Annotated in this window: 2 protein-coding genes and 1 pseudogene; 2 read left to right on the top strand and 1 reads right to left on the bottom strand. The window is 39.1% G+C overall.

Annotation, left to right across the window (positions count from 1 at the left end; all coding sequences use genetic code 11):
- The first annotated feature begins 698 nt into the window (after positions 1–698).
- Positions 699–2,876, top strand: coding sequence for a DNA topoisomerase III (locus ADA55_RS22400; protein WP_048687668.1), 2,178 nt, complete (start codon positions 699–701; stop codon positions 2,874–2,876).
- A gap of 102 nt (positions 2,877–2,978) precedes the next feature.
- On the top strand, positions 2,979–3,407 hold the full coding sequence (gene mntR, locus ADA55_RS22395) for a transcriptional regulator MntR (RefSeq protein ID WP_048687667.1): 429 nt from the start codon (positions 2,979–2,981) through the stop codon (positions 3,405–3,407).
- A 129-nt stretch (positions 3,408–3,536) separates the two neighbouring features.
- Here mntR and ADA55_RS29655 read toward each other — a convergent pair.
- A pseudogene (locus tag ADA55_RS29655) lies at positions 3,537–4,064 on the bottom strand (transposase); the annotation flags it as partial.
- Positions 4,065–4,281 lie beyond the last annotated feature (217 nt).

Raw genomic sequence — 4,281 nt, 5'->3', positions numbered from 1 at the left:
CGTGCCCCTCTATGATCAGATCTGGATAACGGGAACGGATATGGGACAAGTGTTCTTATTGCCTTCAGGCGGGCCTATAGTTCATTCATGGTATTCCATATCAAACCAACCCTTTCCTAAATCAGTTAATTTTTAAATGAGGTAATTAAATCAGCCGCTAATAGATTAGAGCCACTTACTCCTTTCAAATATTTTAAACTCCCTCACTTACCAATTAATGTTTTGAATATTGGTTAAACACTTAGAAATTTCAGTCTTGTTCAATTGATTACATGAGAAATTATAGTTCTCTGAAATAATAATAATAAGTTGAGTTTCAATCCAACTAAGGTTATCGTTGTTTCTCTTTAAATATCTGCTTAATGAAGATCCAATTCCTTTAGCTTTGGTATTAATAATATCAAAAAATTCAATTTCTACATCTAAATAGTGAAAAGTATTGAACCACACATATAATATTGTACTATTTGTATATACTTACTCCGATTCACCCAAATGCGAAGTTTTCATCTATTGAACTTCCAATATTAGGTGTTTTTTTATCTCCCTGAAAACCTTACTCTACACCAAAGTAAAGCAATCATTTCATGCTTTCTACTATCAGTCCGGTAAAAACGAAGTCATATCTAGCCGATTGTGATAATTAAGGTATAATGATAGGGGAAAGATATTTTGTAACGGATTAGGTGAAGATGATCATGAAGCTAATCATTGCGGAGAAACCAGATCAAGGTTCAACGCTAGCGGCTCAATTTAAAACGAAAAAACAGCAAGGCTATATAGAAATCATGCCGAATGAACTTTTCCCCGATGGAGCTTATGTAACTTGGGCCGTCGGACATTTATGTCAACTTGTTTCGCCGGAAACCTATCATTCAAAATGGAAAAAATGGTCGATGGAAACGTTGCCGATGATTCCTGAGAAATTTCAATATGAAGTGACCCGACAAAAGGCAAAGCAATTCAATGTTGTGAAGACTTTGCTTAGGAAACCGGAAGTCGATGAAATCATTCATGCAGGTGATGCCGGGCGTGAAGGAGAGTTGATTGTACGCAACATCGTTAATTTATGCAATGTCAATAAACCGATGAAACGTTTATGGATTTCCTCTTTGACCCCGAAAGCGATTTATGAGGGATTTCAAAATTTGAAGAGCGAAGAAAAAACCAGGCCGCTTTATTATGAAGCGTATACGAGAGCTTGCGCGGACTGGGTTGTGGGAATGAATGCGTCGAGAGCGTATAGTATTTTGTTGAAACAAAGGGGCGTTTCGGATGTGTTTTCAGCTGGAAGGGTTCAGACACCGACTCTTGCTTTGATAGTAAAGCGGGAAATGGAAATTGAGCAATTCAAGTCTGAACCGTTCTGGGAGGTGTTCGCAGATTTCAAGATGGACGGTAAGAAATATCAGGGGAAATGGCAGCTGAACAATGACCCGAGAATCAAGACAAAAGAAATGGCTGATAAAATTGCCGCCTTTTGTAAGGGTAAGGAAGCTGAAATAGCGGAAATGGATACTGAAAGGAAAGAATTTCAGCCGCCTTTGTTATTTAATCTATCGTCATTGCAAGCGACAGTGAACAAGATTTATAAATATTCACCGAAACAGACGCTTGATATCGTGCAAAGTTTATATCAAAAAGGGATCGTTTCTTATCCACGTTCAGATTCCAATTATGTGACGGAGGGGGAAGCCGAAACATTTCCCGATATTTTGCAAAAACTAAGCGGATTTTCAGAATATGAATCCCTGTTTCCTTTGCCACAACCGAACATCATGAATAATAAACGGTTTGTAAATGAAAAGAAGGTGACTGATCACTATGCCATTATTCCAACGGAGCAGGTAACCGACCCAAAGCGGCTTTCCGCTGAAGAACGGAATATATATGACTTGGTTGTTCGCAGGTTGATTGCGGCCCATTATGAGAAGGCCATTTTCGATTACACTACCATTAAAACGCTCGTCGATAAGCGGGCCGAATTCATTTCTAAAGGCAAGCAGCAGATTCAAGAGGGATGGCGCAAAGTGATTTTTCAAAATAATGACAAGGATGATGATGATATCATTTTGCCGTCCGTTTCAAAAGGGGATTCTGGAAAGGTCGCCAATATAAAGGTGAAAGAAGGAAAAACCCAGCCCCCTAAGCGTTATACAGAGGGTCAGCTGATCACTTTGATGAAAACTGCCGGAAAGCATCTGGATAATGAAGAGTTGGAAAAAGTACTGATGAAAACCGAGGGTCTCGGAACCGAAGCAACTCGGGCTGGAATCATTACCATGCTCAAAGACCGTAAATACATCAATGTGAAAAAAAACCAGGTGTTTGCGACAGATAAAGGGAAAGTGCTGATTACTGCAATCGGGGAGAAAATCCTGGCTTCACCCGAGATGACAGCCAAATGGGAACAGCGATTAAGGGAAATTGGTGAAGGAAAGGCTTCAGCTGGAGGCTTTATGGAAGCTGTTAAAAAGATGTCAGCAAAAATTATCAGTGATGCCGTGGAATCATCGGAAAGCTGGGATTTTCAAGGGCTGGATACCGAGTCGATTCAACGGAGCGGCCCTAAAAAGAGAAGTTCCGCATCTGTAGGCAGCTGTAAACTATGCGGTTCTAAGATTGTCGATAAAGGGGAATTCTATGGATGTGTAAGTTATCAAAAAACAAAGTGTAACTTCACAATATCCAAAAAAATCCTTGATAAGAAAATTAGTCAAGCAAATATAAAAAAGCTGTTGGCGAGCGGTGAAACGGATTTGATAAGCGGTTTTAAGAAAGGGGAAAAGACCTTTGATGCCATTTTATCTTGGTCCGACTCTGAAAAGAAGATCAGTTTTACATTCCCGACAGAACAAAACGTCAAGCAAACTTGAGGAAAGACTGCATTAAAGGCGCCCTGAGACTTATAACTTCTTGTTTCGGGGTCGTATATATAGTAAAATTTTTAGATATGCGTTTGAATGGGAGGATTCCGAATGCCTACACCGAGCATGGAGGATTACATAGAACAAATTTATTTACTTATTGAAGAAAAAGGATATGCAAGAGTTTCCGATATTGCTGAAAATCTTTCCGTCCACCCATCTTCTGTTACAAAAATGGTTCAAAAACTTGATCAGGAAAAATACTTGATATATGAAAAGTACCGGGGTCTCGTCTTAACTGCAAATGGGAAAAAAGTTGGTAAAAGGCTCGTTTACCGCCATGAACTTTTAGAACAGATGCTAAGGTTGATTGGGGTCAAGGAAGAAAATATTTATCAGGATGTAGAGGGGATTGAACACCACCTTAGTTGGAATGCCATCGATAGGATTGGAGACCTGGTTGAATTCTTTGAAGAATCTCCTGACCGTGTCGAAGATTTACGAAAGATACAAAAAAGAAATGAAGAAAATTCAAAATAAGCTGCCGCTGGCAGTTTTTAGTTTGTAGACAAAAGGGGTTAGGAATTAAAAAATTCCTAACCCCTTTTTGAAATTCCTTTTGAATTTTCCCCTAATATTCAGAGATTGGGGCTCTAAGAGCCCACTATGTTAGGCCATTTTTGGACCTTGCCCTGTCCAATTGAATTGGCCATCTTCTTTAAATTAATGGCAGCGAAAGGTAAGCATCGCCTGCATCGACAATTTTTCAAGTCCCCTTAAAGGAGTACGGCGCATACCATGCTTTTCTTTTGCATCTGCGATACACGCTCAATCTTTTCTTTACGCTTCGCATATATAGGTTTTACAACTTGATGATGTCGCAGATGATCTGCTTCTTCCACATATGTATGCCAGATATGCCGTGTCACCACTTTTTGACAGTCTTTGCTTTCTGTACACCGAGATAAAAATGAGCATGTTGCACAGATGTGTTTTGGGGATTTATACTCGCGATACCTCTTTATTTGTTGTTGACTACTTTGATAGCTCTCCCGAAGGGCAAAGGTAACAATCAAAGTATTCATCGTATACATAGTCCTGTTTGCGGAAGAATCCTTCTTTTGTGCTAGGACGTGTATAAGGTAAAGCCCGTATGATTTCTTTGTTAAATAGGTAGCTTGTAATCGCTGGTGTTTCTTTAAGAACGATTTTCTTTTCAAATTTCTTTTATCCGCACTGGCTTTCACATGTGTGGAATCCACGAAAACGTGTTCAGTAGTCATAAATGAAAGGCTGAATAGAATCATGTTTAGATAGAATCCTCATCACCTCAAGTTTTAATACTTCTATTTTAAAACAAAAACGACTCTAGGCAAAAGTGTTCTATCTAAAAGTTAAAACAAAGTTGATTGGA

This window comes from Bacillus sp. 220_BSPC, assembly GCF_001054655.1.
Lineage (GTDB): Bacteria > Bacillota > Bacilli > Bacillales > DSM-1321 > Peribacillus > Peribacillus frigoritolerans.
The sequence above is the reverse complement of the archived record's forward strand: the minus strand, read 5'-3'. Positions and strand labels throughout refer to the sequence as shown.

What these genes read in the sequence shown, in the direction of transcription:
- ADA55_RS22400 (WP_048687668.1), top strand. Translation starts at nt 699, where the DNA reads ATGAAGCTAATCATTGCGGAGAAACCAGATCAAGGTTCAACGCTAGCG.
- mntR (WP_048687667.1), top strand. Translation starts at nt 2,979, where the DNA reads ATGCCTACACCGAGCATGGAGGATTACATAGAACAAATTTATTTACTT.